This is a genomic window from Leifsonia sp. 10L418, assembly GCF_056395445.1.
In genome coordinates this window covers 93,013-115,001 of sequence record NZ_JBFTJN010000005.1, presented here as the reverse complement: position 1 = coordinate 115,001, position 21,989 = coordinate 93,013, and the positions used below count along the sequence as shown (strand labels likewise).

General features: G+C 67.6%; 16 protein-coding genes and 1 tRNA gene. 9 read left to right on the top strand and 8 right to left on the bottom strand.

The window, feature by feature from the left end; translation table 11 throughout:
* Positions 1–23 precede the first annotated feature (23 nt).
* Positions 24–3,293, bottom strand: coding sequence for a hypothetical protein (locus AC1DCF_RS12165; RefSeq protein ID WP_477211230.1), 3,270 nt, complete (start codon positions 3,291–3,293; stop codon positions 24–26).
* Between the two features lie 211 nt (positions 3,294–3,504).
* Between AC1DCF_RS12165 and AC1DCF_RS12160 the strand changes: the two genes are divergently transcribed.
* On the top strand, positions 3,505–4,947 hold the full coding sequence (locus AC1DCF_RS12160; RefSeq protein ID WP_477211229.1) for a glycosyltransferase: 1,443 nt from the start codon (positions 3,505–3,507) through the stop codon (positions 4,945–4,947).
* Positions 4,944–5,675, top strand: a complete 732-nt coding sequence (locus AC1DCF_RS12155) for a PIG-L deacetylase family protein (RefSeq protein ID WP_477211228.1) — start codon at positions 4,944–4,946, stop codon at positions 5,673–5,675. The genes AC1DCF_RS12160 and AC1DCF_RS12155 overlap by 4 nt, the downstream gene beginning before the upstream one ends.
* Before the next feature lie 545 nt (positions 5,676–6,220).
* Here the strand turns inward: AC1DCF_RS12155 and AC1DCF_RS12150 are convergent.
* Positions 6,221–6,294, bottom strand: a tRNA-Met gene (locus AC1DCF_RS12150).
* Between the two features lie 213 nt (positions 6,295–6,507).
* Here AC1DCF_RS12150 and AC1DCF_RS12145 point away from each other — a divergent pair.
* Positions 6,508–7,695, top strand: a complete 1,188-nt coding sequence (locus tag AC1DCF_RS12145; RefSeq protein WP_477211227.1) for an ROK family transcriptional regulator — start codon at positions 6,508–6,510, stop codon at positions 7,693–7,695.
* A gap of 225 nt (positions 7,696–7,920) precedes the next feature.
* Here the strand turns inward: AC1DCF_RS12145 and AC1DCF_RS12140 are convergent, their stop codons facing one another.
* The gene (locus tag AC1DCF_RS12140; protein ID WP_477211226.1) at positions 7,921–8,292 is read right to left on the bottom strand and encodes a VOC family protein; all 372 of its coding nucleotides are present in this window, start codon (positions 8,290–8,292) and stop codon (positions 7,921–7,923) included.
* Positions 8,293–8,418: 126 nt separating this feature from the next.
* On the opposite strand from AC1DCF_RS12140, the gene AC1DCF_RS12135 reads away from it, so the two are divergent.
* From AC1DCF_RS12135 to AC1DCF_RS12110, 6 genes are all read left to right on the top strand, one after another.
* Complete coding sequence (locus AC1DCF_RS12135) at positions 8,419–10,494, top strand: TPM domain-containing protein (RefSeq protein WP_477211225.1); 2,076 nt, start codon at positions 8,419–8,421, stop codon at positions 10,492–10,494.
* Between the two features lie 144 nt (positions 10,495–10,638).
* Complete coding sequence (locus AC1DCF_RS12130) at positions 10,639–11,373, top strand: PspA/IM30 family protein (protein ID WP_441791359.1); 735 nt, start codon at positions 10,639–10,641, stop codon at positions 11,371–11,373.
* Positions 11,374–11,451: 78 nt separating this feature from the next.
* Positions 11,452–12,102 carry an NADPH-dependent F420 reductase gene (locus AC1DCF_RS12125; RefSeq protein WP_477211224.1) on the top strand — a complete coding sequence of 217 codons (651 nt, stop codon included), beginning with the start codon at positions 11,452–11,454 and terminating at the stop codon, positions 12,100–12,102.
* A 36-nt stretch (positions 12,103–12,138) separates the two neighbouring features.
* Complete coding sequence (locus AC1DCF_RS12120) at positions 12,139–12,972, top strand: arginase family protein (RefSeq protein WP_477211223.1); 834 nt, start codon at positions 12,139–12,141, stop codon at positions 12,970–12,972.
* A 113-nt stretch (positions 12,973–13,085) separates the two neighbouring features.
* On the top strand, positions 13,086–14,534 hold the full coding sequence (locus tag AC1DCF_RS12115; RefSeq protein WP_477211222.1) for a dihydrolipoyl dehydrogenase family protein: 1,449 nt from the start codon (positions 13,086–13,088) through the stop codon (positions 14,532–14,534).
* A gap of 148 nt (positions 14,535–14,682) precedes the next feature.
* Positions 14,683–15,042: a Fe-S oxidoreductase gene (locus tag AC1DCF_RS12110; protein ID WP_477211221.1), complete on the top strand. Its 360-nt coding sequence runs from the start codon at positions 14,683–14,685 to the stop codon at positions 15,040–15,042.
* A 130-nt stretch (positions 15,043–15,172) separates the two neighbouring features.
* On the opposite strand, the gene AC1DCF_RS12105 is transcribed toward AC1DCF_RS12110, so the two are convergent.
* The 5 genes from AC1DCF_RS12105 to AC1DCF_RS12085 all read right to left on the bottom strand — a co-directional run bounded on the left by AC1DCF_RS12105 (position 15,173) and on the right by AC1DCF_RS12085 (position 21,952).
* A complete protein-coding gene (locus AC1DCF_RS12105; protein WP_477211220.1) occupies positions 15,173–16,132 on the bottom strand; it encodes a siderophore-interacting protein in 960 nt (319 codons plus the stop codon).
* A gap of 54 nt (positions 16,133–16,186) precedes the next feature.
* The gene (locus AC1DCF_RS12100; RefSeq protein WP_477211219.1) at positions 16,187–18,283 is read right to left on the bottom strand and encodes an iron ABC transporter permease; all 2,097 of its coding nucleotides are present in this window, start codon (positions 18,281–18,283) and stop codon (positions 16,187–16,189) included.
* 1 nt (position 18,284) lies between these two features.
* A complete protein-coding gene (locus tag AC1DCF_RS12095; protein WP_477211218.1) occupies positions 18,285–19,271 on the bottom strand; it encodes an ABC transporter substrate-binding protein in 987 nt (328 codons plus the stop codon).
* A 115-nt stretch (positions 19,272–19,386) separates the two neighbouring features.
* A complete protein-coding gene (locus tag AC1DCF_RS12090; RefSeq protein WP_477211217.1) occupies positions 19,387–20,325 on the bottom strand; it encodes an ABC transporter ATP-binding protein in 939 nt (312 codons plus the stop codon).
* Between the two features lie 160 nt (positions 20,326–20,485).
* Positions 20,486–21,952: a catalase gene (locus AC1DCF_RS12085; RefSeq protein WP_441791368.1), complete on the bottom strand. Its 1,467-nt coding sequence runs from the start codon at positions 21,950–21,952 to the stop codon at positions 20,486–20,488.
* Positions 21,953–21,989: the final 37 nt, after the last annotated feature.

The window sequence follows — 21,989 nt, the reverse complement described above, 5'->3', positions numbered from 1 at the left end:
GGTGCGGTGCGGTGCGCTGATTGTCAGGGCGTCGCTGGCGTCGCGGCGAGCTTGAGAAGGTCGCAAAGGTGTGCGTAGCCCTCGCCGTTCGCGGCGCAGGCCGCACTCCCGACCTCATTCTCTAGCGCCTTCTCGAGGCTCGTGCTGCTGAACTCCGAGAGCGCCCAGCCGAGCGGTGGAACGATCGTCGGACGAGTGAATGGTGCCACCACGACCACGCCGGACGGGATCGAGGTCTCGACGTTGTTCTGTGTGGTCGGGCAGTCGTGCGCCGGCCGGACGGGTTCGATCGGCGCACTGCCGCTTGGTGCAGTCCCGCTCGACGGAGCACGTTCGCTGTCCACCACACAGGATTCGTCGAAGCTCGCTGTGATCCGCTGAATCCACGCGTTCTGGTCGGCCTGGCTGGCGGTGGCGCTGTATCCGACGAGCGGCACCAGCGGTTCAGCCGTCACCTGGGCCGCCTTCTTGGTCAGATCGAATCCGGCCGAGTTGCGCACGAAGACCAGGATCGGGACGGCATAGGCGCCGTCGGCACCGGTGACCGTCGCGTTGTAGTCGCGAATCGCCGCAGAAATGCTCGGGGCAAGATCGGCCACGGTGCCGAGGGCGGAGCCTTCGGCGTAGCCACCGTCGATGAGTTGCGTCGTCGGCGACCCGGTGCATCCTGAATCGGCGACCGGCAAACGCCCCGCCGGCGTGACGATCGGGAATCGTGCCGAGAGCATGGAGGCGGCTGCCCAGTCGAGCGAGCCGAGACAGTCCGCGCCATAGATCTGCGCCAGATTGCCGCTGCGCGCGGGCTGGCTGTCGGGCCGGGAGCAATCGAGAGTTTCGCCCGCCGGTGCAGCGGACTGCGGCGTTGCGGTCCCCACTGGTGGCGAGGTGGCCAGTTCCGCCGCGGTGAGCTGGCTGATGATCATGCGGCATTTGGATTGCGAGTCGGTGGAGTTGAGCACGATGAACCCTGTGGCATCCGTTGCACCACTCTCATACTGGCGGCCCAACTCAGGCACCGCATCAATCCAGGTCTCCTCGATGAGCGCTGCCCGGTCGCGCCACCGAGAGGAGTCGTCGCCGGTCGAAAAGGAAGGGATATGAATCCCGAGGTTGGATGCGACGAGATCACCGGCAAGCAAGCCGGCCATGGCCGTCGCGACGGTTGTCGGGCCGGCCAGCGCGCGGATGTCCGAGTACGGCGAGCTGGCTGCATCCGCCGGCGTGGAGCTCTTTGACAGATGGGTGAGAGCGAGGCCGACCGAGCCGCCGCTCACCCCGCTCGACAGGAGGACTGCCTCGGGAAGGCAGCCGCCATTGGTCGTCAATTGTGCGAGAACTTGAGTGGTCCACGATGCGGCGCGGATTCCCCCACCTTCGGCCGCGATGACGAGCACGGGCTTGAACCGGGTTCCGGATGCCGTCGTGGCCAGGCATCCGCTCGTCGCAATGCGGGTCGAAAGGAGTGCTTCGGATCCGACCTGGACGACGGTATCTGAGGCGGGACCCGACGGGGCGGGGCTCGACGGGGCGGCACTCGTCGGGGCGAAACTTGTGCGCACGGCGTGCAGAGTCGGATCCCCACCCCACGCAGCGGCGGCCACGGTGCCGAACAGCAGCGGCACGGTGATCGCCAGGCTCAAGACCGGGGTGGCGCGCAGATGCACGGCGCGGAACACCGGCAGCAGCCGATAGTCCTGCAGGGCCACGGTGAAGGAGCCGAGGATCGCGCCCCATGCGGTGATGAGAACCACCGTCACGCCGACGCCGCCGAGGCCTCCGGCGAGCGGGATCGGCCAGAGGGTCATGCTGGCGACAATCAGGATGCCGGCCACGAGAATTCCGAAAAGCCAGGCTCGTGATGTTGTGGCGGCCGCCGCTGAGCGTTCGGCGATGGGGTCGTTGTGAGCGGCGAGACCTTGAACGGGCGCACGCAGTCGCCTTGCGACGCGCTGCCAGACGGCAGTATCGGGAGCAAACAACACGGGGGTGAGATTCAGCCGAAGCAGCAGAAGCGGCGCGAGCAGAGCGGTCGCCGCCCCGACCACGACGAGTGCCACGGCCCCGAACCAGGTGCCCGTGACCGGGCCGAGAAACACTGGGCCGATGAATGACCGCACCAGTCCGAGCCCGCCCACGCAGAGCACGAGTAGGGCGAGACAGTCGCCGAGGATCCAGGCGTAGCGTGCCCGTTCCGCGTCCTCCTCCGGTGCGGCCCGCCCGTGCAGCGCGCCTGTCGGGATGAACGCCGAGGCGATGAAAACGAGCGCCGGTACGGCGAGGAAGGCCGCCGCCACCGGCCAGTTGATCTGACTGAATGCCGTGGCCCAACCACGACCGTCGACGACCGCGCGGGCGACCGTGAACGTTGCCAGGGCGAGCCAAACGGCAACCGGCACAACCCACCACCACCACTGTTGGATGGCGGGGAGCTTGTCACTCTCGCCACGCATCCGCACCCGTGAGTCGATGCTGGCCCGCGTGCGCTGCCGCCCCACGGCGAAACTGGCGATCGCCGCCACGGTGAGCACGATCACCGCGACAGCCACGTAGCCGAGGTTGGCCGGAAACTCGTCGAGCCACTGGCGCTGCACATCAGGCAGCTGGTCCAGAACCCCGTCCGATGGGATGCACGCGAGAACAATCAGGGCGATGACGAGCACGGCCGACAGCCGGTGAACCCACACTGCTTGGGCGGCTCGCATCCCGATTCGCGCGAGTGTCGTCCGGGTGCCGGGATTGCGGAGGATTGCGACGAAGAGCAGGAGAACCAGCAGCCACTTGATAGTGGCCGTGATCGCGACCAGAATGCCGAGCGCTGACAGGGCGCCGGTCCAGGTGGGAAGAACGATGAGCAGAAATGCGCCGTTGAGCAGCAGAAAGGCCTCGACGATTTCGGCGATCACCAACCCGATCAGCAGCCGTCGGCTGACGTTGACGGCGCCCGGTGCGATGCGGGCGCGGGCGATCAAGGGCCTGAGGAGGAGCACGTAGGCCAGCACGAAGCATCCGTCGATCAGTGTCTCGGCCACGACCCAGAGCCCGACCTGCGCACTGAGGGTGCTCGACGCCCACTGCACCCAGGCGCCCTGCTCGGTGAATGCCAGCGGGCCGATCACCGAATTCATCGGGTGGCTCTGGTGGTCGCTGCCGATGGTGCCCGCCATGAGGCGATCGATCTCTGCAATGGCGACCAGGCTGACCGCTGCGAGCATCGTCAGAGTCATCAACCGGGCCATGGTCGGCATTCCGTCGCGGACCACCAGAGCGAGGAGCTTTGCCTTCAGAATCGGCATGATCAGTTCCCGCCTCGACGGAACGAGTCGAACAGGTCACCAGATTCGTCGTTCATCGTCACCACTCTCTCTGAGAGCCCTGATCGCGTCAGCGTGAACTGAGACTAGCGGGATTGGGTCGCCGTTCCCAGCGTTGGCCCCCGATTGGAACGTGTGCGGCCCGGTGTGTGTTGTGCGCATTGTCCTCTCTAATGAGGACTACGCTTTTCGCGTGCCACCTTCTTCTGCCCCACTCCGTATCGCCCTCATCTCGCTCCACACCTCCCCCGCAGCTGAGCCGGGTTCCGGCGACGCCGGTGGCATGAACGTCGTGGTGCTGCACCAGGCCGAAGCGCTGGGTGCGCTCGGGCATTCGGTCGAGATTCTGACGCGGCGCTCGTCGCCCGAGCAGCCGAGCGAGATGGAGCTGGCACCGGGAGTGAGACTCCGTTTTCTGACGGCCGGGCCAGCGGCATCCGTGCCGAAGGGCGACCACGAGAATTTCATTGACGAGTTTCGGATGCGCATGGGCACGCTCGGGCCGTATGACGTGATGCATTCGCACCACTGGTTTTCGGGCATGGTTGGGCTGCCGCTCGCGCAGCACTGGGGAACGCCGCACGTGCAGAGTTTTCATAGCATTGCCGCCGATCTATCGACGCCGCTGTCGGCCGGTGAACGGCCGGAGTCGCCCGGACGGATGGCCGGCGAGGCGTGGCTGGCGCGGGAATCGGATGCGCTCGTGGCGATCAGCCAGGCCGAGGCCGACACCATCATGACGCGGCTCGGCGGGCCTGAGGCGCGGATTGCCGTTGTGCCGCCGGGGGTTGATGGGGTGCTGTTTCACCCTGCGGATGTCGATGCAGGCGCTGGGTCGGTCGGCGCTGCGTCGGCGGACGCCGGTTCCACTGCTGGTGCTGCTGCTGGTGCTGGTGCTGGTGCTGGTGCTGGTGCTGGTGCCGCCGCTGCCGAGTTCACTGCGGATCTCATTCACAATCTTGCCGGCCCAGCCGAGGACCGCGGATACGTCGTCGTGGCTGCTCGCCTGCAGCCGCTCAAGGGAATCGACCTGGCGATCGAGGCGATTGCGGCGGTTCCCGAGGCCCTCCGCCCCGATCTGCTCGTGTCGGGTGACGCCTCCGCTGACTTCGACGGCTACATCGACGAACTGAATGAGCTCGCCACTCAACTCGGCGTGGTGGAGCACGTGCATTTCATCGGCCCGCAGTCCCGAGTGGATTTGGCGCGCCTCTTTCGGGGTGCCCGCATTGTGTTGGTTCCGTCGCACTCGGAGACCTATGGACTCGTCGCCCTCGAAGCGGCGGCCAGCGGGGTTCCGGTCGTGGCGGCGGCATCCGGTGGGCTGCGCGAAGCTGTCGTCGATGGCGTGACCGGGATGGTGGTGGATTCGCGGGACCCAGCCGTGTGGGCGGCGGCGATGGCTGACATCCTCTCGAATCCCGAGACCGCGCGGCACCTGTCGGTAGCAGCACGGGAGCGAGCCGAGCACTACTCCTGGCAAAGTTCGGCCGAGGCCCTTCTTGAGGTGTATCGCGGGTTGCTGGAGGCGGATGCTTCGGCTGGTCCGGACTCGACGCGCCAAGCTCCTGATGCTGGCGACATGGGCGTCGCCGGCGATGCAGCCGCGTCAACCGATTCGGCGTCGCGTTCGTGAGCATTCTCGACGGGCTCGCATCCGTGCTCTTCGTGCATGCGCATCCCGATGACGAAACCATTTCAACCGGCGCACTGATCGCAGAACTCGTGGCGCGCGGCGTGCGGGTCACGCTGCTCACCGCCTCACGCGGGGAGCGCGGCGAGGTTGTGCCTGGTCCGCTTTCTGGCCTGGAGGGCACCGATGCGCTGACCGCTCATCGGGAGTACGAGTTGCAGCGTGCGACGGAAGAACTGGGTATCGCCGAACGGTTCTGGCTCGGCACTCCCCCGGCGCGGGCCGCCGGGCTGGCCCCGCGCATCTATCGTGATTCGGGCATGCAATGGATCCGGCCGGGCATTGCCGGCCCCGCGGAGGACTCCGGCCCCGACGCACTGACGACCGCCCCGCTCGCCGAGGTCGCTGCCGATGTCGCGGCGCTGATCGAGGAGCTACGGCCGTCGCTGGTGATCAGCTATGACGACGAGGGCGGCTACGGACATCCCGACCATGTGCGGGTGCATGAGGCGACGATCGCTGCTTGTCGGGCGCAGGGTGTGCGTTTCGCTGAGATTCTGCACGCGCCGGTGACGGACACCGAATGGTTTACGCTCGGCGACCACCTCGACACGGTCACGCGGGCGCTGCGCTGTCACGCCAGCCAGCTCACCGTGGATGGCACGCACGTCGTGCATTCGGGTGGGCAGCGGGAGCCGATCGTGACGAGCGTGGGGTTGCGGGTTCTGTAGGGCGAGTCCGCGGGCGTACTTCGGCCGCTTTACGCGGCGCGGGCGTTCGCAACTGCGGAGATTTTCTGTAGTTCGGGGTTTTTCGGGGCTGAATCGGCGCGATTGAGCAGAATCTCCGCTGTTGTGAACGGCGTCGGTTCAAGAGTCAAAGACGCGAGGCCTTGAGTCTCGAGTTCGGCTCGCGTGGTTTCGAGACGCGGCCGACGTCGTCGGGCGCTCCTCAACCACCGACGGGCGGGGCCAAAATTAGGAGCGGAGGCGTGTCGCGGCTACCGAGGCCAGACTGTTCCGCGGCCGGCTCACTGCCGACACACCTCCACTCCTGAATTCGGTACCCCCACAAGCGCAGGAGTGACCACCATCGCGGCACGTGTTTGGGATGGCGGCACGCGGTAAGACACATGCCCGCTTCGCACACACGCGCCGCGAGCCCTGGGGCCGACTCGCGCGATTTCGAGCCTCGGCCAGTATTCCGGCGCGGTGTATCCCGTTGGGCGCGCGGTAGAGACCGCACCCAGCGGGAAACACCGCGCCAGGATGCTGAGACACGACGGCAGGATTCGAACCTGCGACATCCGGTGTATGAAACCGACCCCTTCGACCACTCGGGCACGCCGCGATCAGCCCACCCTACGCACCGCGAAGCCGTGGCCGCTGGCGCATTGCGCCCCCTTACGGAATGTAACCGCGTGTGTCGGCGCCAGCCGCGCCGCAGCAGCAGCCATCGTGTCGAGTTCAGCCCGACCGCACCAAACGATTAGATTGTTGTCTGCGCTGCAAGACGGCGCACCCCACAACCAGCACACTTCCGGCCGCGCACAAGAGAGGGCCCATGGCAGCAACATCCGCCCCCGGCACCCCGGCGTGGCTCGGCGCCTGGAACGACCGCACCGCCCTCTCCCTGCTCCTTGAGCACGGGCCGCTCGGCCGCGTACGCATCGCCGAACTCGGCGAAATGTCGAAACCGACCGCATCCCTCGTCGTCACCCGGCTTGAGAAGGCCGGACTCATCCGCGTCGACGGCGAAGCCACCGGCGGTCAAGGCCGCCCCTCGGTCACCTACGCGGCACGCGCCGATCGCGTGCTGGGCGTCGCCATCGACATTGACGCCAAGCGGATGCGCGCCTGCCTGGTCGACGCACTGCGCACCGACCACGAAATCGTTGAAATTGCGCTGCCTGCCCATGCCTCGGAACGCAACGCCGTCGCCGAGGTGCGCGCCGCGATCGAGGCCGCCTGTGCTTCGAGTGGGGCCGACCCGGCGTCGGTGCGCATCGTCTGCCTGGGCGTGCAGGGCTACCTCGACACTCTCGACGACGATCATCTGTTCACCGAAACGCTGCCCGGCTGGCCCCGCATTGGCGTGCGCAAACTCATCGAGGACGAACTCGGACTCGCGGTGCAGATCGACAACGACGTCAATCTCGCCGCGATCGCCGAGCGCGCTTTCGGGGCCGCCGCATCGGCGAGCAACTTTGCTTTGCTCTGGCTCGGCAACGGCCTCGGCGCCGCACTCGACCTCAACGGCGCCATTCACCGCGGCTCGTTCGGCGGCGCCGGGGAGATCGGCTTTCTGCCGGCGCCGCAAGCGCTCACCGGCGTCGACGGTCGTCCGGTCAGCGATCTGCAAGACGTCATGGGCGGCAAGGCACTCGTGCGCCTGGCCCGCGAACACGGCATGCGCGGGCGCACCTTGCCCGACATTCTCGACGCCTTGGCCACGAGCCCTGCCCGCACCGCGATTTTGGACGAGCTGGCCTACCGGGTGGCGTTCGGCGTGATTCCGCTGCTCGCGGTCGTCGACCCCGAACTCGTTGTGCTCGGCGGGCCGACCTGCCGCGCCGGCGGCGACGAACTGGCCGAGTTGGTGTCGAAGAAGATTCGTGGCTCCAGTCGGTGGTCGCCGGCAGTCGCCGCGAGCACGGTGACCGGCAACCCGATTTTGGCCGGCGCGCGCGAGCTGCTCGTCACCGAGGTGCGCAACGAGCTGCTGGAGAGCGTGGCGCGGATCACCGCGTAGGGCATGTCTCGGCGGATGCCTGGCGAGCGTGCCGAGGACCGGTCACGGCGTCGTTGGTCGAGGAGCAGCCGACGCAGGAGGCCGCGTCTCGAGACCCGGCGAGCCGATCCTCGAACCTGAGTTGCTTTTGGACGTCGGCTCGCGAGGTCTCGAGACACGGGCTCGCTGCGCTCGCTCGCCCTTCGACCAACGAAATGGTGAAGCGCTCCTCGATCACCGAGAGGGTCAGGCCGGCGCGGCCACGCGCGCCCGCTGCGAGACACAGAACTCGTTGCCCTCCGGGTCGTGCAACACCGTCCAGAGCGTGTCCCACTCGTCGTGATCGGCGACGCGCGTCGCGCCGAGCGCCAGCAGACGCTCGACCTCGGCATCCCGGTCGTCGGCCTCGAAGTCGACGTGCATCCGGTTCTTCGCCGTCTTCGGCTCCGGAACCTTGAAGAACAACCAGCCCTGCTCCCCCGCCTCCCCGTCACCGATGAACGCGGCATCCGCGCTCGCGCCCGGCAGAACATCCCGACCGAGCACGGCCGACCAGAACGAGGCGACCCGGGCCGCGTCGACGCAGTCAAGAACAATGTGATGAAGAGTGAGAGCCATGCGCGGATTTTACCGAACCACACGCCGCGAGACGGCGTCATCCGGCGTTCACACCACATTCCTAGACTGACAATCTCGCGCGCCCTAAGCTCGATTCAACCCCATCCCTCGCGAGAAGGCAGGCACATGCACGCATGGTCGAAGCTCGGCGCCGCACTTCTGGTGAGCGCTCTGGCGGTGGGGGTACCGACGATCGCGTATGCCGAGAGTCCCGTCGATTTCGGCGCAAGCCACATCGTCGACAAGACCGGCGCGCTTGGCAACCGCGAGGGCGAGGTCGCCGCGGCCATCACGAAGCTCGCCGACGAGACCGGCACCGACCTCTTCGTCGCCTATGTCGACAGCTTCACCGGGGTGTCCAACCGCGAGGAATGGGCCGACCAGACGGCCGACCAGAACGGTCTCGGCACCAACGACGTGCTGCTCGCCGTCGCCACTGGCGACCGGCAGTACCAGCTCTCGGTTTCGCCGAACTTCACACTGACGGATGCCCAGCTCAGCGAGATCGAATCGGTCGCCATTGAGCCTCCCCTGCGTCAAAACGACTGGGCCGGCGCGGGCATCGGAGCCGCGAACGGGCTCTCCCAGAGCTTGCAGGGGCAGGCCGTGACGACCCCGCAGATCACTCCCGGCAAGGCAGACCCCGGCAGCGGAGGCGGCGGCTTCGGCGTATTCGTCGGCATCCTGATTGTCGTCGTCGCGGTCGGTGTGATCATCTTTCTGGCGATGCGCCGACGTCGAAAGAACGGCGCGGGAGCCGGTGGCCCCGCCGCCGTGCAGGCGGTGCCGACCCCACAACTCAAGCAGCAGGCCGGCAGTGCTCTGGTGCAGACCGACGACGCCATCAAGACCAGCGGGCAAGAACTCGGCTTCGCCGTCGCCCAGTATGGCGAGGCGGCGACCACGGCGTTCCAGGCGGCGGTGACCGACGCGACGGCGCTGCTGCGCCAGGCTTTCACCCTGCAGCAGAGACTTGATGACTCGGAGCCCGACTCCGAAGAGCAACAGCGCGCCTGGTACTCCCAGATTCTCGACCTCTGCGCCCAGGCGAACGCCGCGCTCGACGAGCAAGCCGCTGATTTCGACGAGTTGCGCCAGCTGGAGAAGAACGCGCCGCAGGCCGCCGCGACTGTCGCCGCTGCGGCTACCGCGGCCCAGGCACGGATCGCCGCGGCCGAAGCGAGCCTCGCCGATCTCTCGGCGCGCTACACCGCGACGAGCATTGCGACCGTCGCCGACAACCCCGCCCAGGCTCGCGAACGCGTGACCTTCGCCGAATCTGCCTTGGCCGAGGCCAACACCCGGCTAGCAGCGGGCGACACCGGAGCCGCGGCCGTCGGCATCCGTGCGGCCGAAGAATCCGTCGACCAGGCGACCCTTCTACTCGACGCCGTCGACCGCTTGGGAGCCGACCTGAAGCAGGCCGCCGCCACCGTCGGCCCGGCAATCACCGACCTCGAGACCGACCTGGTCGCCGCGCGGGCGCTTCCGGTGACCGGCGGGGCGTCGGCCAGCCTGCCCTCCGTGATCGCGCAGACCGAGCAGACCCTCACCGCCGTCAAGGCACGCCTGGCCGACGGTGCGATCAACCCGATCGAGCTGGTGCAGACGTTAGAGGCGGCAAACGCGCCGATGGATGCTGCGCTGCACGGCGTGCGGGAAGCCGCGGTTCAGCAGCAACGTGCGCAGGCCGCGCTCAGCCACACCCTCCTCGCCGCGCGCAGCCAGGTCTCGGCCGCCGAGGACTTCATCACCGCGCGGCGCGGGGCCGTCGGCGCGGAGGCACGCACCCGGCTTGCGGAAGCGGGCCGTCTCGTCGTTCAGGCCGATTCGTTGAGCGCGTCGGATCCGGCCACGGCACTCACCGCAGCACAGCGTGCCGATGCGCTGGCGGCCGAAGCTATCCGACTCGCCCAAAACGATGTGAACGGGTTCAACGCGACGAGCGGCGACCCACTCGGCGGACTGTTCGGCGAGCAAGCGAGCAGGAGCAGCGGCTCGGGCGGCGGCAACGGCGCCATGGGCGCCATATTGGGCGGCATCCTGATCAACACGCTTCTCACCGGAGGCGGCGGATCCCGCGGAGGCGGAGGCGGTATGTTCGGCGGCGGAGGCAGTTCGCGCGGCGGCGGCTCCCGCAGCGCCGGCAGTTTCGGCGGTGGGGGCACGCGCTCTCGACGCGGAGGCGGCGGCCGCTTCTAGACCTCGAGGTCATCCGCGAAACATCCGTGCAGCATCCGACGCCCGCCGATTTCGACCCCACAGTCTCACCGACCACGCAACACTCGCAACACTTGCAACACTTGCAACACACCGGCATTACCCACTCGAAAGGACACCACCAAAATGGCAAAGCAGTCAATCTTTGGCCGCATCTCCCAGCTGGCGAAGGCGAACATCAACGCGCTTCTGGATTCCGCTGAAGACCCCAAGCTCATGCTCGACCAGATGGTGCGCGACTACACGACGAGCATCGCCGATGCGGAAAGCGCGATCGCCGAGACAATCGGCAACCTGCGTCTGCTTGAAGACGACCACCGCGAAGACATCGAAGCCGCCACCGAGTGGGGCGGCAAGGCCCTCGCCGCCAGCCGCAAGGCCGACGAGCTGCGCGCGGGCGGCAACGCCGTCGACGCCGACAAGTTCGACAACCTCGCCAAGGTGGCGCTCGGTCGTCAGCTGCAGTCCGAGAAGGAAGCCAAGGCTGCCGAGCCGCAGATCGCCTCGCAGACCGCGGTTGTCGAGCAGCTCAAGAACGGCCTGAACGCGATGAAGACGAAGCTGGGTCAGCTCGCGTCGAAGCGCGACGAACTCGTCGCCCGCTCGAAGTCCGCCGCCGCGCAGGCGCAAGTGATGGATGCTGTCAAGAGCATCGACATCATGGACCCGACCAGCGAGGTCAGCCGGTTCGAAGACAAGATCCGTCGCGAAGAGGCCAAGGTGCGCGGCGCCAGTGAGCTCGCGGCATCCAGTCTCGACGCGCAGTTCGAAAGCCTCGAGGACTTGGGCGAGCTGACCGAGGTCGACGCACGGCTCGCCGCGCTCAAGAACGCCGGGTCGACCACCGCGATCGGTTCATAACGCGTTTCGTTTGATTCGAACGGCAACGATTTCAGGGTCGGCGGGAACACCCCGCCGGCTCTCGTCGTTAACCCGATCATGACAACTTTGGGAATCGTCGGCGCCGGGCACATCGGCAGCCAGCTCGCACGACTCGGTGTGGCCAGTGGCTACAACGTGGTGCTCAGCAATTCGCGTGGACCCGAGACACTCAGCGGCCTGGTGGCCGAACTGGGTCCGAAGGCGCGCGCGGCCACCTCGGCCGTGGCCGCATCGACAGGCGACCTGGTGATCGTCACCATCCCACTCCGCCGCATCGAGGAACTTCCGTCAGCGGCATTTGCCGGCAAGGTCGTGATCGACACCAACAACTACTACCCGCAGCGCGACGGAGCGATAGCCGCGCTCGACGATGAATCGACAACCAGTGCCGAGCTGCTGCAAGCCCATTTGCCGAACGCGCATGTCGTCAAAGCGTTCAACCATATTTACGCATCTGAACTCCTGACGGATGGCAGCCCGGCCGGCACCCCGAATCGTCGCGCGTTGGTCGTTGCCGGCGACAGTGCTGCCGCCCGTCACGCCGCCTCCGCATTGATCAATGAGTTCGGTTTTGACACGCTCGACCTCGGCCCGCTCGCCGAAGGCTGGCGCATTCAGCGGGACACCCCCGGTTACGGCGTGCGGATGAATCTCGACGAGCTGCGCGCCGCCGTCGACGCGGCCGAGCGCTATCGCGACATGTCGTGATGGCGCTTCGAAGCAGTCTGAGAGCATACTGAAGGGGTGTCTCCCACCTTCGTTGTCGTGCCGCAATGGCAAGGTTCAGTTTCTTCGCGCGCGATGCGCCTGGCCGATGGGGCGGAGGCGATTCGAGGCGATCTGCCCGCTTCAGCCACTGTCGCCGTGCCGATTCCGGCCGAGGCGGGCGACTCGGAGGACACCGGCGTCAACCGGTACTCCGCCCTTGCTCTGGTGCGCAGCGCGCAGACAGCAGTACTTCGCGCAAGCGACGACTGGGCGCTGACGATCGGCGGTGACTGCGGGGTGTCGCTGGCCGCCGTCGAACACGCGTCGCGGCAGCATCCGGGCGATCTGGCGGTGGTCTGGCTGGATGCCCACCCCGATTTGCACACGCCGCAATCGTCGCCGTCTGGCGCGTTCACCGGCATGGTGTTGCGCGCGATCACCGGCGAGGGCGCCGATGGCTTGGCGCTCGGCTCCTCGACCTCGATCCCGCTCGACCGGGTGGTGCTCGCCGGAACGCGGGACATCGATGCGGCCGAGGCGGAACTCATCCGCACGCACACGATCGCGCTGGTCGCCGCCGAGGATCTCGGCACCGCGGACGCCCTCATCGCGGCGGTGCGCCACACCGGGGCCACGCAGGTCTACCTGCACATCGACCTCGACGTGCTCGACCCCTCCGAGATGACCGGACTGGCGAACCTGCTGCCGTTCGGAATTAGCGTGGAGGCCCTCACCGGCGCCATCACCGGGCTGCGCGCCCACTTCGGGGTCGCCGGCGCGACGATTGCCGGGTTCGCTCCGTCATCACCCGAGGCGGCCTCTGACGACTTGTCGAACGTGCTGCGTGTCATCGGGTCGCTGACGCGCTGACCACCCCGGTGATCGAGCCTGTCGAGATCCGTCGAGCCTGTCGAGAACCGTCGAGGGGCGTATGCTGACCGCGCAGAGCAGCACCTGGGTGGGAAGCATCGAAAGGCGTCAACATGCCGGAACAGATCTATGACCTCATCGTCGTTGGCGGCGGGACATCCGCCGAGAATGTCGCCGACCGTGCGGTGCAGGGCGGTCTGACCGCCGTCATCGTCGAGAGCGATCTGGTCGGAGGAGCCTGTTCGTACTGGGCCTGCATGCCATCGAAGGCTTTGATCAGGGCCGGGACCGCTCTCGCCGCTGCCCACCGCGTGCAGGGTGCCGCCGAGGCGATCACGGGAGAACTGGATGCGATGGCAGCGTTCGGCCGGCGTGACACGATCGTGCATGACTGGTCAGATCAAGATCAGGTGAGCTGGTTGAATTCGGCCGGTATCGCTCTGGTGCGCGGTCACGGACGGGTCAGCGGGATCCGCGAGGTGACAGTCACCGCTGCCGACGGTTCGACGACGGTTCTGACCGCGAAACATGCCGTGGCGCTCTGCCCCGGCTCGGCCTCGCTGCTGCCCGCAATCCCGGGACTGGCCGAGGTCGACCCGTGGACCAGCAAGGAGGCGACGTCGGCGCAGACGGTTCCGCGCACACTCGCGATCATCGGGGGCGGCACCGTCGCCACTGAAATGGCGACAGCGTTCACCGCACTCGGCTCGACGGTCACGTTGATCGCCCGCGGAAAACTTCTCGCGAACTTTGAACCGTTCGCCGGTGAGTTCGTCGCCGATGCGCTGCGCCGCGACGGTGCCACCGTGCTCACCGGACTCAGCGTGAATTCTGCAACACGCACCCTCGACGGCGATATCGCTGTGATCCTCAGCGACGGACGCACGGTCACGGCCAGTGAGGTGCTTGTCGCAACCGGGCGGGTTCCGCGCACCGGCGACCTCGGGCTTGAAAGCATCGGCCTGCCGCCCGGCGACTGGCTGCGCGTCGACGACACTCTGCTCGTTCAGGGCGGCTCCCCCGCGCTCGCGGGCGACTGGCTCTACGCGGTCGGCGACGTCACACACCGGGCTCTCCTCACCCACCAGGGCAAGTATCAGGCGCGTGCCGCCGGCGACGTGATCGCTGCGCGGGCGACCGGGCGACGGGTCGACGACGCACCGTGGGGCGCCCACGTGGCGACGGCCGATCACTCAGCGGTTCCGCAAGTGACGTTCACCGACCCCGAGATCGCCTCTGTGGGGCTGACCGCAGCCGCCGCCGAGAAGGCGGGCCATCGCATCCGGGTGCTCGACTACGACCTCAGCTGGCTGGGCGGCGCGACAGTGCTCGCCGACGGCTATGTCGGTCACGCCCGTGCCATCGTCGATGAGGATCGCCGCGTGCTGATCGGCGCGACGTTCGTCGGGCAGGATGTCGCCGAGTTGCTGCATGCCGCAACCATTGCCGTGGTCGGCGAGGTGCCGATCGAGCGGTTGTGGCACGCGGTGCCGAGCTATCCGACGCTGAGCGAGGTCTGGCTGCGGTTGCTGGAGGAGTACGGCCGGCCGACGGGCGGCTAAGGCGGACGCCGGTGGGCGGATGTCTGCGGGCGGATGCCTGCGTGACGGCCGCGAAGTCCGGTTTGCCGCGAAGTCTGGCTTGCCGCGTCGAGCATCTGCCCTGAGCATCCGCTGCCGAGCACTGGCCCCGACGGCCTACGCTGGGAGCGTGCGCCGCATCTTCTTCGACTCCCCCCTCAGCCGGGCCGGCTACCTCTACGCGACCGCGGTCGGAATCGTCTGGGGTTCGATTTTGAGCACCGGTCGAGTCGAACGACGCGGCGGCATGATCATTTTTCGCGGGATGCCGACCTGGTCGTTCGGCCGCGGCGGCTCGTGCGTCGGCGGCTGCTACCTCACCAATCAGAATGTGTCAGACGACATCCTGGAGCACGAAGCCGTGCACAAACGCCAGTGGCAGCGCTACGGAATGGTGTTTCCGCTGCTCTACCTGATCGCCGGGCGCGACCCGTTGAAGAACCGCTGGGAAATCGAGGCCGGTCTCGAAAAGGGCGGCTACCTGCGCTGAGCTGCCGCGAGTGCCGTACGTAAAGTAGGACATTCTGCGACACGCCGAGGTGACCCGCCAGGTCTGGGCGGTGAGTCGCAGAAACTCCTCCTTTGCGTCGCTGACCGAATCGAGAGCGGGCGACCGAAAGCTAGTTCGCTTCGGAACGACCGGCGCGCCAGTACCCCATGAAGGCCACCTGTCGACGGTCGATCCCGGTTTCGGAGACGAGGAATCGGCGCAGGGTCTTGATCACGCCGGCCTCACCGGCCAGCCAGGCGTAAAGCGTTGAGTGAGCCGCATTCGCGTCGGCCGTCACCGCGTCGGGAACCTCCCAGAGAATCTCGGTGTCCACGTCGACGTCGTTGAGGTCGGCATCTGCACCGCCACCGGCAGGTGCGCTGCTGATAAAGCCGGATGTCCACTCCCGCACCGCCGCATCGAGGGCCGCGCCGTGAGCGCTGCCGGCGGCATCCCGAACGAGCCAGGTCACCTGCATTCCAGCAGGGGCGGCAACGTCGAGGGCGTCGCGGGCGTGCGGCAACTCGATGATGGCCGTGCCGCGCGCGTCGGCGGGAAGGGACTCGAGAATCGAGCAGATCGCCGGCGCCGCGGTTTCATCGCCGGCCAGCAGCAGGGTTGACGCGTCGCCAGGGTTCCATTCCACGCCGGAGCGCGGAAACTCGCCGCCCGCGTTCGGCCCGACGACGACGAGTCGCTCCCCCATGGTCGCCGCGCCGGCCCAGCGCGAGGCCGGTCCGCCGTCGCCGTGCATCACGAAGTCGATGTCGATCTCGCGCGCTGCCGGTCGAACCGCGCGCACCGTGTAGGTGCGAATCGGGTTGCGTTCGGCGTCGGGAAGCCGGCGCCACGCGTCGTACCAGGTGTCATCTTCAGGCAGTGGGGACATCCCGATTCCGGGTAGCGGGAGAATGACTTTGACACGCTGATCGAGCCCGATCGTGCCGAATTCATGCAGGTCGGCGCCGCTGAAGGTCACTCGCGTGAACGAGTCGGAGAGCCGCCGGATGCCGGCGACCGTGACGGAAAAGGGGCGGTAGCTGGGCTTCGGCGGGCGGGGGGCGAGCTCAGGAACCGTCGAAGTAAGCATGCCCTTAGTATGGCATGCCTAACCTAACTTCCCGACCTGGACGACCCGCCCGAGTCAGCCCGCCCGACGCGAACGCCAGAGCAGCCAGACGAAGTAGGGGGCTCCGACGAGTGCGGTGAGCAACCCGGCCGGCAGCTGTGCCGGAGCGATCACCGTGCGCCCGAGCGTATCCGCGACGCAGACCAGGATCGCCCCGAGCAGCGCGGAAACCGGCAGAACGAGCGCATGCCGCGCCCCGACGAGCGCCCGGGCCGCATGCGGGGCGACGAGACCGACGAAGCCGATCACCCCGACGGCCGCAACGGCGGCCGCCGTCAGCATCACTGCCGTCGCGAGCAGGCCGAGCCGGGCCCGGCCGACCGAGACACCGAGAATGCGTGGGGTGTCATCGTCGTAGGCGAGCAGATCGAGCTCACGACGACCCGCGATCACAATGGGAATGGCCACGACAATCGCCACGAGCAGCGGCAGCAGCTGCGGCATTGTGCGGCCGTAGGTCGAACCGCTCAGCCAGGTGAGCGCTTTGGCCCCGCTGTACTGATCGGTGGCCACGATGAGCATGCTCACCACCGCGCCGGCCGCGGCGGCGACACCGATTCCGACGAGAATGAGCCGGTTCTGGCCGAACCCGTCCCGGGCGGCGAGGCCGAACACGATGGCGGCTGCAAGCAGCGCGCCGATCAGTCCCCCTGCCGTGACCGCCCAGAAGCTGGCGAGTGGCGCGATCGTGATCACAATCACCGCGCCGACGCCGGCACCGCCGGTCACACCGAGAATTCCGGGATCGGCCAGCGGGTTGCGCGTCACCGATTGCACAATCGCCCCGGCCACCGCGAGGGCGGCACCGGCGAGAATGGCCGCGAGAACCCGGGGAACCCGCGTGTTCATCACGAAGGTGACCACCGGCCCGGCCTGCCCGGTCGCCCAGTTCACGAGGTCGCCGGCGAGCAGTTTGGCATCACCGAGCAGCAGGGATGCGATCGCCACGATGAGCAGGATCACGACCAGGGCGATGACTGCCGCTCCACGCATCCGTCGCCCACCAAAGACTCCATGAGCGGTGTCGGCGCGCGCGCCCGCCGAGCCGGAGCCGGTGAGGCGGCCCGCGAGAACGACCAAGAAGAGGGCGCCGAAGAGAGTGGTCACGACGCCGGTCGGCACATCGACGCCGGCTTGCCCGCCGAAGATGAAGCGCAGCAGCACGTCGGAGCCGAGCACGACGATCACGCCCATCAGCGCCGAGGCGGGGATGAGCATCCGGTGCCGCGCGAGCCCCGGGATGCGCGTGGCCAGCAGCCGAACGATCGCCGGCGCGGCCAGTCCGACAAATCCGATGGGCCCGGCCACCGTCACAGCGGCAGCAGACAACAGTACGGCCAGGACAATCGCGATCAGCTGGGTCTGGCGCACCTTCACGCCGAGCACGGATGCCGCGTCGTCACCCAGCCCGAGGAGGTCAAGTTTGCGCGAGAGCAGCAGCAGAGCCAGCACGGTGAGCAGCACGACCGGGCCGAGCTGGCTGACTCCGTCGAGACTGGTTTGGCCGAGGGAGCCGGCTCCCCACGCAAAGAGACCGGTGGTCTCCTCGGCGAAGAGCAGCAGCAGCACCGTGGTGAGCGCGGCGAGGGCCAGGGCGATGGCCGAGCCGGCGAGCACGAGCCGCACCGTTCCGCCTCCCCCGCCGGCCGACAGGCCGAGCACGAGGGCGGCGGCGGCAAGCCCGCCGAGGAAGGCGACCGCGCCACCGCCGAGAGCGGGCAGTGAGATCCCAAACGCCGAGACGGCGACGACGGCGAGATAGGCGCCGCCGTTGACCGAGAGGGTGTCGGGCGACGCGAGCACGTTGCGGGCAACCGTCTGCATCACCAGGCCGGCAACGCCGAGCGCGACGCCGACAAACAGACCGGCGAGGAGCCGCGGCAAACGGGAGGCGACGAGCACGGCCGCCGACTGCTCGTCACCGGTGCCGGTGAGCACGTGCATCAGATCACCGAGACCGACCGCGGACGACCCCTGGGTGAGGTGAACAGCGGAGAGAACGAGGGCGAGCAGCACGCCGCCGACCAGGAACGCCGCGAGCCGGGCGCGCCCGGCACCGGCCGTCACCCCGGTGGGAGTGAGGGCCGGCGGGGCAGTCGTGGTCGCGGTCATGCTAGGCGGTGAGAGTCGAAACAACCGCGTCGATGTAGTCATTCATCGACGACGGGCCACCGAACATCCAGATGCCGTCGGGCAGGCGGTGAACGTTGCCGGCCTGCACGAACGGGAGCGAGTTCCACACCGCGTTGTCGGCGAGATCAACCTGGTAAGCGTCGCTGGCACCGTTGGCGATGTAGAGAAAGTTCACGTCGCCGAGAGCGGTGAGCCCCTCGACGTCGGTCGTGCCGAGGCCGTAGTCGGCGTCGCCTTCGCCGGTCCAGGCGTTGACGAGGCCGAGGCGCTCGGTCAGGTCGGCGAGCAGCGCGCCGTGGGCGAACGGGCGGATGGTGACCTGGCCGCCGCTCGCATAGGAGTCGGTCATCGCGAATTTGGTACCGGCGAGGCCGGCCGCCTTCAGCGCCTCGGCGCCGTCGGCGATCTTCGCCTCGAAGTCGGCGAGCAGCGTCTCCGCCTCGTCTTCGGTTCCCGTGGCGGTGGCGATCGTGTTGAGGTTCTTCTCCATCTGTCCGATGCCGTTCGACGCGTCGGCTCCGCGCACGACGATCAGTGGGGCGATCTCTTCGATCTGCGCGATGGCGCTCTCGGAGAGGTCGGTGGTGGTCACCACGAGGTCGGGAGCCAGGCCGGCGATCGCGTCGATGCTCGGCTCACCGCGCTGGCCGACATCCGTCACCGAGTCGTCGAGCGACTCGGACTTGACCCAGTCGCCATAGCCCTCGATATCTGCGACCCCGATCGGCATCACGCCGAGCGCAACGAGGTTCTCGACCGTGTTCCACTCCAGCGCGACGACCTTCGTGGCCGGCCCGTCGAGCGTGACAGATTCCCCGCGGTCATCGGTGATGGTGATGGCTGAGGCACCGCTTGCGGCGGATGAGCCGGCGTTCTCGGTGGTGCCGCAACCGGCCAGGAGAATGGCGGTTCCTGCGGCGGCGATCGACAGAAGGAGGTGGCGAGCCTTCACGGCGTTTTTTCTCATTGGCGTCTTTCTCATGGGTTTCTTTCTGATGGCGCGCGGAAGAGCGCCCGCGCGGAGTGAGGGCGATACGAGGGGAAGCTGGGTCGGAAGAGGAGTGTCGGGGCAGCAGGTGACGCTAGGCGTTAACCGCCACACTGTGAGCGCTGCTGCGTTGGTCGTGGCGGTGAACGCTGCGTTCGTCGTGGCCGTGGCCGTGGTCGTGGTCATGGTCGTGGCTTTCGGCGCGGCGGCGATCATGGCGGCCGATCGGCCGTGAGCGAATCAGGCCGCTGTCGGCATCCACATCGACGTCGATCCGGATGCCGTAGGCCGAGCTGAGCACGTCGCCGACGAAGACCTCGCCCGGCGTTCCGGCCGCGACGATGCGGCCCGCGTCGAGCAGAATCACCCGGTCGGCGATCAGTGCCGCCTGGTCGAGGTCATGCAGCACGATGCCGATGGTCACGCCGTGGAGTTCGGCCAGGTCGCGAATCAAGTCGAGGAGCTCGACCTGGTAGCGCAGGTCGAGGTAGGTGGTCGGCTCATCGAGAAGCAGCACCGTCGTGTCCTGAGCCAGACAGCTGGCCAACCAGACGCGTTGCAGCTGCCCACCGGAGAGCTGCTCAACCTGCCGGTCGGCAAGGTCGCTGATGCCGGTGACGGTCATCGCGTGCTGCACCGCAGCCGCACCATCGGCATCGCCGCGCACCCAGCGGCCCCGGTGCGGGTGGCGTCCGAAATCGACGACCTCGCGCACGGTCAGTCCGGTCGGGGTGGCCCGGCTCTGCGAAAGCAGGGTGACCCGGCGGGCGAACTCGCGGCTGGTCAAAGTGAGGGCGTCGACGCCGTTGGCCGCGGTGAGAGTGGGCGCGCCATCCGGGCTGCTGGAATCGTCACTGAGAAAGACGGTGCCGGAGTCGGGTGTGTGAAGTCGGGCAAGGGCGCGCAGCAGGGTCGACTTTCCGCTGCCGTTGGCGCCGATCAGCGCGGTGATCTGCCCGGGGGCCAGGTCGATGTGGGCGCTGTGCACGACGGGTGCGCCGTGGTAGGAGAGGGTGAGGTCGTGACCGAGCATGACATTCACTATAACCAACATAGGCAAGCCTTACCTAACCAACCTTCCCAAGGTTGCCGCCCCCGCGTGCCTGAAACGACGAACGCCCGACCTTCGAAAAGGTCGGGCGTTCGTTGTGGTTCAGAATCCGTGATTCAGAACCGATTCTGCAGGAGCAGAGTTACTCGCCGGCGTTGACCAGGTCGAGTGCCTCGAGGTTCGAGCGCAGTGCTGCGCCGAGCTCTGCGTCAACGCTGGACCAGTACCAGATGGCGCGCTCGCGCACCTCGGGACGGGTGACGCCGCTGACGGCATCCGTGATGGTCGCCAGGAAGCGACCCTTGGCTGCATCATCGAAGACCTCGCGGTAGAGCGTTCCGGCCTGGCCGAAGTCGCTGTCCTCCGAGCGGAGCACGGCAGCAGCGCGCAGCAGTTCGCCGTCGTTCTCCCAGCCACCGGTTCCGGCAGCTGCCGGGTCAGCGGCGGGGCCGCCGAGCGAGTTCGGCGCGTAGACCGGGGTGCTCGGCGAGTTGAAGCCGTGGCGGGCGGCGCCATCCTGTGAGTAGTTGTTCACCGGAGCGATCGGCGAGTTCACGGGGATCTGGTTGTAGTTGGCACCGAGGCGGTAGCGCTGTGCGTCGGGGTAGGAGAAGATGCGGGCCATCAGCATCTTGTCGGGGCTGGCGTCGATGCCGGGAACCAGGTTCGCGGGCGAGAGTGCAACCTGCTCGATCTGCGCGAAGAAGTTCTCCGGGTTGCGGTCGAGGGTGTGCGTGCCGATCTTGATCAGCGGGTAGTCGGCGTGCGGCCAAACCTTGGTGAGGTCGAACGGGTTGAAACGGTAGGTCTTGCCCTCTTCGTACGGCATGACCTGAACGGAGACATCCCACGACGGGAAGTTGCCGGCTTCGATGGCCTCGTAGAGGTCGCGACGGTAGTAGTCGGCGTCGGCACCGGCGATGAGCTCGGCTTCGGTTCCGTCGATCTCGATGTTGCCCTGGTTGGACGTGAAGTGGTACTTCACCCAGAAGCGCTCGCCCGCAGCGTTGATCCACTGGTAGGTGTGCGAGCCGAAGCCGGGCATTTCACGCCAGGAGCGCGGCAGGCCGCGGTCGCCCATCAGGTAGGTGACCTGGTGCGCGGATTCCGGCGACAGGGTCCAGAAGTCCCACTGCATGTCGGCGTCGCGGAGGCCGGAGCCCGGCAGGCGCTTCTGCGAGTGGATGAAGTCGGGGAACTTGATGCCATCGCGGATGAAGAACACCGGGGTGTTGTTTCCGACGATGTCGTAGTTGCCCTCTGTCGTGTAGAACTTGACCGAGAAGCCACGCACGTCGCGCCAGGTGTCGGGCGAGCCCTGCTCGCCGGCAACGCTGGAGAAGCGCTGCATGGTCTGGGTGACGGTGCCCGGCTGGAACACTGCGGCACGGGTGTACGCCGACACGTCACCGGTGACCTCGAACGTACCGAATGCTCCGCCGCCCTTGGCGTGCACGATGCGCTCCGGGATGCGCTCACGGTTGAACTGCGCGAGCTTCTCGACCAGGTAGCGGTCGTGCAGCGCGGTGACGCCATCGGTGCCGACGGTCAGCGAGTGGTCGTCGCTGGCAACGGGCGCACCCGTCTGGGTGGTGGTGGGTTCAGTCATTCTGATCCTTATCTCGAAGGGATGGTGATGGGCAGAT